6 protein-coding genes are annotated in these 7,386 nt (G+C 70.3%); all 6 read right to left on the bottom strand.

Annotated elements, in window-relative coordinates:
- Positions 1 to 283: 283 nt before the first annotated feature.
- Entirely contained in the window at positions 284 to 1,294 is a 1,011-nt protein-coding gene (locus tag D7W81_RS08780) for an aldo/keto reductase (RefSeq protein ID WP_120554880.1), read from the bottom strand.
- 87 nt (positions 1,295 to 1,381) lie between these two features.
- Positions 1,382 to 2,680: an AMP-binding protein gene (locus tag D7W81_RS08775; protein WP_120554879.1), complete on the bottom strand. Its 1,299-nt coding sequence runs from the start codon at positions 2,678 to 2,680 to the stop codon at positions 1,382 to 1,384.
- Entirely contained in the window at positions 2,677 to 3,240 is a 564-nt protein-coding gene (locus tag D7W81_RS08770; RefSeq protein ID WP_120554878.1) for a hypothetical protein, read from the bottom strand. Before D7W81_RS08770 ends, D7W81_RS08775 begins: the two co-directional genes overlap by 4 nt.
- On the bottom strand, positions 3,240 to 4,949 hold the full coding sequence (locus tag D7W81_RS08765) for a M48 family metalloprotease (RefSeq protein ID WP_120554877.1): 1,710 nt from the start codon (positions 4,947 to 4,949) through the stop codon (positions 3,240 to 3,242). The genes D7W81_RS08770 and D7W81_RS08765 overlap by 1 nt, the downstream gene beginning before the upstream one ends.
- Positions 4,946 to 5,773: a hypothetical protein gene (locus D7W81_RS08760; RefSeq protein ID WP_208721221.1), complete on the bottom strand. Its 828-nt coding sequence runs from the start codon at positions 5,771 to 5,773 to the stop codon at positions 4,946 to 4,948. Before D7W81_RS08760 ends, D7W81_RS08765 begins: the two co-directional genes overlap by 4 nt.
- Complete coding sequence (locus D7W81_RS08755; RefSeq protein WP_120554882.1) at positions 5,770 to 7,314, bottom strand: MoxR family ATPase; 1,545 nt, start codon at positions 7,312 to 7,314, stop codon at positions 5,770 to 5,772. The genes D7W81_RS08760 and D7W81_RS08755 overlap by 4 nt, the downstream gene beginning before the upstream one ends.
- Positions 7,315 to 7,386: the final 72 nt, after the last annotated feature.

Raw genomic sequence — 7,386 nt, 5'->3', positions numbered from 1 at the left:
CCCCGGCCCCCAGCCTCCCCGCCAGCCCGCGAACACGACGGCGGCGAAGAAGGCCAGGAACGGGGCGCTGGACATGTAGGGCCACAGCAGATGCTGGGCGGCGAGCGCCACCCCGACCCCCGCCACCGCGAGCCCGTAGCTCAGCAGCATGGAGCGCTCCTCCTTCTCGGGGGCCCCCGGCGTGTGCGGAAGCGGAGAGGAGGGCGGCGGCGGCGGATGCGGCGGGACGGACGGAGCAGGCACGGTCATGGATGCGCAGGGCGGACAGGCCGGGGGCCGGCCGTCAGCGTGCTTCCTTCCGTGGATGGGTTTGGAGAAGCCCCTGCATGGCGGTGGGGTATCGCTCGCCCGCGGCCACGCCCGGCGGCGCGATGGCTTCGATGTCCGCCAGGTCCTCTGGCGTGAGCGTCACGCCCAGCGCGCCCAGGTTGTCGTCCAGGTACTTGCGGCGCTTGGTGCCGGGGATGGGGACCAGGTCCTCGCCCCGTGACAGCACCCAGGCGAGCGCGAGCTGCGCGGGCGTGCACCCCTTGCGCGTCGCGAGCCGGTCGATGTGCTCCACCAGCTTGAGGTTGCGCTGGAAGTTCTCCCCCTGGAAGCGGGGCGAGTGGCGGCGGTAGTCGTCCTCCGGCAGGTCCTCGAAGCGCTTGAACTGGCCGGTGAGGAAGCCGCGGCCCAGGGGGCTGTAGGGGACGAAGCCCACGCCCAGCTCGCGGCAGGTCTGGAGGACGCCGTCCTCCGGGTCGCGGCTCCACAGCGAGTACTCCGACTGGAGCGCGGTGATGGGGTGCACGGCGCACGCGCGGCGCAGCGTCTCCGGGTTCACCTCCGACAGCCCCAGGAAGCGCACCTTGCCGGCCTTCACCAGCTCCGCCATCGCGCCCACGGTGTCCTCGATGGGCGTCTTCGGATCCACGCGGTGCAGGTAGTACAGGTCGATGACGTCCATTCCCAGGCGCTTGAGGCTCGCGTCGCACGCCTGCTTCACGTAGTCCGGCCGGCCGTTGACGCCGCGCGCCTGCGGGTTGGCCGGGTCACGCACGAGGCCGAACTTCGTGGCCAGGACGATCTTCTGACGGTGGGGGCCCAGTACGCGGCCCACCAGCTCCTCGTTGCGGCCGGGGCCGTAGGCGTCCGCCGTGTCGAAGAAGGTGATGCCCTTGTCCAGGGCATGGAGCAGCGTGGCTTCCGACTCCGCGTCGTCGCGGCCCGCGTAGAAGTCCGACATGCCCATGCAGCCCAGGCCCAGGGCGGAAACGGTGAGGCCCTGCCTGCCCAGCTTCCGAGTCTCCATGTGTCCTCCGTACGGGGTACGCTTCCTTGGGAGAGTCTTCACGCGAGGCGCGGGAATCCAGGGCAGACGGCCAGGCGAAGGCCCGGCTCACCCAGGAGGCGCCAGCTCGCAACGAAAGGGGAGCGGCTTGGCGACCGATGCCAATCCTTCCGCCTCAAGCACTTGCACCACGGGTGTTGCCCAGCCCAGGTTGCGCAGCGCCGCGGTGAGCCGTTCGCACAAGGGCGCCACGCTGTCTGGAGGTGCGCCGGAGAGCTCCAGTGTGAAGCGCTCGCGCGTCACCTGCGTCAGCCGGAACGTGCGCAGCGGATGGTGCTTGAACACCCACGCCAGGGACCACGCGTCCACCGTGCGTCCAGAAGGCGTGAGGAACGCGCAGGCCCCGCGTCCCCCGAAGCCCGTCAGCGTCCAGCCGTGGAAGCCGCAGGTGCACGCGTCGCGCCGCACGGTGCCGGTGTCTCCGGGCCGGTAGCGCAGCAGCGGCAGCACGCTGGGGCGCAGCCGCGTCACCACCACCTCGTCCCCGTCCGGCTCCAGCCAGACGTCCGGCGTGAGCACGTGGAAGCGGCCCCGGTTCGCGTCCTCCAGGCACTCCCACGCGAGCGGCCCCGTCTCCGTGGCGGCGTAGTAGTTGAGGACCGGCACGCCGCGCTCCTGTCTCCAGGCGTCACGCAGCGCGTGCGGCAGGTGCTGCGCGGAGGTGAGCACCAGCCGGGGAGAGGGCACCTCCGGGTGCGCGAGCAGCCAGCGCAGTCCTTCCGGATCCGAGAAGACGACGGAGGCCTTCACCCGCTGCAAGCGCGCCACCGCGTCGTCGCGCAGCACGGAGACACGGTGCAGGGCGCCGTCGTGGAACAGGGGCAGGCGCACGGAGTACTCCAGCCCGCCCGGCAGCGCGTCCAGCAACACCACGCGCGGCCTTGGTGGCGGCAGGGTGCCGGAGCGCTCGGTGAAGAAGCGCAGCACGGCCCACATGAGCAGGCAGTCGCGCCGGTCGCGCAGCACGTTCACCGGGTCCCCGGTGGTGCCGGAGCTCTTCACCACCACGCACTCGTCGGACGCGGCGGGCAGGGTGGGCACGTCCTCCCAGTGGCGCGCGAGCGTCGTGCGGTCCAGCGCGGGGAAGTGCCGCAGGTCCCCCAGCCGGCGCAGGTCGCCCGGGTGCAGGCCGGACTCGCGCAGCACGCGGACGTAGTAGGGCGAACCCAGGAGCGCGTCACGGAAGGCCGGCAGGCGCGCTTCCAGTTCCGCGCGGGCAGCGGCTTCGTCCACCGTGGCCGCGCCGCGTGCGAGCCCCGCCGCCACGTCCAGCGCCCACGGCAGGTGCGGGCGCTGCGTATGGCTGTCTCGGCGGATGCGCGCCCTGGGCGCGACCCCGAGCGTCACTCGCGCCAGCCCCGGGCCTCGGCGTCCTTGCGCGCTGCCTCCTGGAGCAGCTCCTTGCGCCGGTCCGCCTCCTTCTTGCGCGCATCCTCCACCTTGCGCAGGTCCGTCACGGCCTGCCGGTAGTCCAGGTCCTTGAGGTGGCGCTTGGACTCGGCCTCCGTCTCGCCCTCGATGTCCGCGCCCAGGGCCGCCAGCCACTTGCGCAGGAACTCCTCCTGACGGAAGGCGTTGGAGCGCACCATCTCCGCGGTGAGCGGATGCACCTCCTCGAAGAACTGCTGGAGGCGCGCCTGCGGGGTGCGGTCCGGGGTGAGGTAGAGCACCGTCTTCTTGCGCAGGTCGGAGGACACCAGCACGTGCGCGAGCATGCCCACCTGCTCGCGGAACAGCGGGTTCTTCACGCGCTGCTCCAGCTTCGCCCACTCGGCCTGCGAGGGGGGACGCTGGCTGGCCTGACGGAAGGTGTCGCAGACGATGGCCACCGCCAGGTCGTGCGGATACGGCGACACGATGGGCGTGGCCGCCAGCTGCTCACGGAGGTGGGGAATCGAGACCGCCATCATTTCTCCAACAGGGCATCGGCCAGTGCCGCGGCGGCACGGCCAAAGTCAGACATCCATTGCACGGTCGCGAGCCGGAAGCGCGCGTGGCCCAGCACCGGCGCCAACACCTGCCGGGCGGACACTTCATCCGGCAGCGCGAGGAAGGCCACCACCCGGCGCGAGCGCTCCATGGCGCGGGCAAACCGCGGCAGCGCGCCCTCCTGCCGCATGTTGTACAGGAAGTCGCTGTCGGAGATGACGACGCGCAGCGCGTCCGGCCGCTGCTGGGACAGCGCGTCCATCACCTCCACCGGGAACCACGTCCCCCCTCCGATGTAGTGCAGGAAGAAGTCGCGCGCCGTCTCCTCGTCGTACATCCACGGGGACACGATGGGGTTGTCCGCGGAGTAGATGATGCCGCGCACGGTGGCGCCCTTGCGCAGCGCGGAGGCGGACAGCACCTGCGCGGCCAGCGTCATCGCGTTGAGCTGCTGCTCCGGGTTGGGCATGGAGCCGCTGGTGTCCAGGTAGATCTCCAGCGCGGGCACGCCCAGGTCCGACGGAGGCGGCAGGTCCGCCTCCAGCTCGCGGCGCAGCGGGTTCACGGCGGCCAGCGGACCCTGCGAAATCACCGTGAGCGTCCAGTCGATGGTGGTCGGGTCGTCGCCGTACTCCCACGCCTCCGGAATCGTGCGCAGGTAGGGCTCCGGCTTCGCGGGTGAAGCGGGCAGCTTGAGGATGTACTGGTCCACGAGCCGCCGGTAGTACCGCCCCACCAGCGCGCGCCGCAGCCTGCCGCCGTCGTTGCCGGGCAGGTGCGCCGTCGCGCGGCGGATGGTGTCCAGCGGCTCCGACTCCTTGGTGTCGTGCGAGTCGTCCAGCCAGCCGTTCGCGCGGGCCTCGTTCAGCGCGTCCTCCCACCGGCCGCCGGACTGCACCGCCGCGTCCAGGTCGCCTTCGTCCGGGATGCCGATGTCGCCGCCCATGGGGATGCAGAAGCTGACTTCGGAGGGCAGGTCGATGAAGCGGATGAACGCGGCGCAGAAGTAGAGGAATTGCAGCCGCCCGTCGGGCAGCGCGTAGAACGTCTGCACGAACATGCGCGCCTGCGCGCGGAAGCCCGGGTAGGCCTCCTCCAGCTTCGGCAGCATGGACGGGGGCACCAGGTGCCCGGGTGCCTTGCGCCACAGCTCCTCGTAGATGGCCAGGTAGAAGCAGAACAGCGGTGACGTCCCGCCGCCCGCGTCCTCGTCCTTCCTGGGCTTCTTCTGGTTCTTCTTGCGCCCGTCGGAGGTGCGCAGGAAGCCCTGGTACACCCCGCACAGCGCGTCCGCGTGGGTGCGCCCCACGAACTCGTTCACCTGGAGGTCGAAGAACAGGTTGGTGAGGGACTGGCCCAGGCCTGGGATGAGCCGCTGCTCCACCACGCGCAGCTCCGCGTCCCAGCCCAGCGTGTGCGGGAAGCGCACGTGGTGGCCAATCTCATGGGCCAGCACGGCGGTGAGGCTGTCGCGCGCGCCCATGCGGACCAGCAGGTCGAAGTGGACGAACACCTGCCGGCGCACCATGTCGATGTACGCGAGCGGTTCATCCGGCGCGGTCTCTCCGGGCCGGAAGGGCTGGTGCGGTTCCGGTGGGCTCAGGTGCACGTGCACGTCCCACAGCGCCAGCGCGTCACGCCAGCACCGCTCCACCTCCTCCGGCGTGAAGGCCGCGCCCGCGCTCATGCCGGCAGGATGACCGCCAGCCACTGGGACGTGTGCATCGTGGCCACCGCGCGCCATTCGTTGTGCTGGGTGCTGTACCAGTCCCCCGCGCGAGGGTCGCGCTGCGCCAGGGAGGTGAGCGCCTTGGAGGGCTTGCCCGTGGAGGGCTCCAGCCGCTCGTTGCAGCCCATGGGCCCCAGCAGCATGGGCTTCTTCACCAGCCACACGCCCTGCGTGGCCGCGTCGCGTCCGCCGGCGGCGGTGGCGCGGTGCCGGTCGTGCACGCAGACGACGGCGGGCGCCAGGAAGTGCATCTCCCCGGGCATGAAGCGCGAGTCCTCCTGGGACAGGTCCACCCACTGCGCGGTGGACGTGTCGTCCAGCGTCTGGGAGGGCGGCTCCATGGCCTCGTTGGCGATGGTGTGCAGGTGGCCCTCCAGGTCCTTCAGCGAGGACAGGTTCGCGCCCAGGCGGCAGAACAGCCGCTGCACCCAGGGCGGCGCGGACTCCAGGTTCTCACTGAGGTTCCACATGCGCGCGAGCGCCGGGGCCTGCTCGTCCTGCTTCAGCTCCGGCAACAGGCGCGGCAGCAGGTCCGACCACGCGAGCGTGAAGAAGTTCTGCCGCCCGGCGGACCCCGGATACATGTAGCCCAGGCCGATGCCCTCCGCGCCCAGGCGCAGGTAGTTGCGCAGGAGCTCCTCTCCGGCCGCGGCGTCACCGCTTTCGAGCCCCCGGCCCAAGTGGACCACCGGGCCGTTGAGGAACGCGCTCCACAGCGCGCGGTCCCAGCGCACGAACCGGCCGCGGGCTTCCTTCTCCAGGTCGTCGACGAATTCACTCATGTCTGCTGCCCCTGACCGCCCGGGTTCTCCTTCAGCCACGTCGCGTAGTTGCGGTAGCGGCTGTAGAGGGACTTCAAGTGGATGAGGTCCTCGTACACCGGACCGGACAATTCCTGGCGGGTCATCAAGTCATTCATCAGCGCGGTGACGGAGGTCAGGCGCTTCTCCGTGGTGCGCAGGTCCACGCCGGACAGGCCCAGGTCCAGCTCCGCGCGCAGGGCGGCGACCTTCTGGCGCACGGGCGCGTGCGTGCCGTAGCGGGCCATGGCCATGTCGAACATGTTGCGGATCCACGCCACGCGGTCCTGGAGCAGCATCTTGTTGCCCTTCGCTTCGAAGAAGGGGCTGCGCGCGTTGGGGGTGAGCTTCTCGTGCAGCACCCAGGGGATGATCTGCCGGAAGTCCTCCAGCTCCACCACGCGGTGGCCCCGGAAGAACGCGAGCGCCTTCGCGAAGTGGAGGATGGTCTGGTACGCGCGCACGCTGGTGCCGTTCTCCGTCTGCGTGCAGAGGTGCACCTTCTTGTCCAAGGGGCACTGTTCGTTGCACACGGCGGACACGGTCTGCCCGGCCAGCTTCAGCGTGTCCTTGTGCTTGAACTCGAAGCGCGGGGACGCCATGCGGCAGAAGTCCAGCTGGCCCAGGAAGAAGGCCACGCGCTCCAGGGCGCCCTTGGGCACCTCCACGGTGAGGATGGCGTTGTAGGCCTTCTCCAGTTCGCCAGGCGTGAAGACGATGTCCTTGGGGAGCAGCTCCTCCGGGGACTTGTCGGACTCGATGCGCTGGAGCAGCGTGTCCACGAAGCCGGAGTTGAAGGGCACGGCGCGCACGACGACGTCCAGGCGGTCCTTGAGCGCTTCGATGACCTGGAAGGTGCCGCCGCCCTGGTCGTCGTTGGCGGTGAGGAACCAGGACGAGCGGCCGGTGTAGACGTACTGGTCCATCATCTCCGCGTAGCCCTCGCCCAGGAGCGACAGCAGGGCGGACTGGGTCTTGGTGGGGATGCGGTTGTACTCGTCGATGATCTTCACGCGCTGGCCAATCCACTTGCGCCAGCTGACCTTCACGGCGGACAGGTCCTCCGCCTTGAGCATGTCCGAGGGCAGGGGCGCGCCGAGCAGGTCCGCGATGGACAGCTGCGGGTGGCCGCGCTGGATGCCCCGGTGCACGTCCTCGCGGCCCATGCCGGAGAGCAGGGCCATGAGGATGGCGGACGTCGTCTTGCCACGGCCCGGGCCGCCCACGAGCAGGGCGCGGCGGCAGGTGAAGAGGGTGAGCAGCGGGATGAGGACGAAGGAGCTGTAGCTCATGTCCTCCGGGAGGTGGACCTCGTCACCGGCGGTGTTCTTGAGCGCGGCGGTGCCGCCGAACTCGATGTCGTAGTAGGGGCAGATGACGGCGTTGTTGGTGATCCACCAATACGCCTGCCGCATCTTGTCGTGGAGGCTGCCGCCGTCGCGTTCGGAGAGGTGGACACTGAGGCCCTTGTCCGCCGACGCACGCCCGGTGAGCAGGCGCGAGACCCAATCCTGGTTGGCCATGGAGGGCACGAGTGTAGCAGCCGGAGCGCGGGGGCGTGTGTGAGCTGGCGGGTGTTCCCCCTCCATCCAGGC

Source organism: Corallococcus aberystwythensis (assembly GCF_003612165.1).
Taxonomy (GTDB): Bacteria; Myxococcota; Myxococcia; order Myxococcales; family Myxococcaceae; genus Corallococcus; species Corallococcus aberystwythensis.
This window is presented reverse-complemented; position numbering and strand designations above follow the sequence as displayed.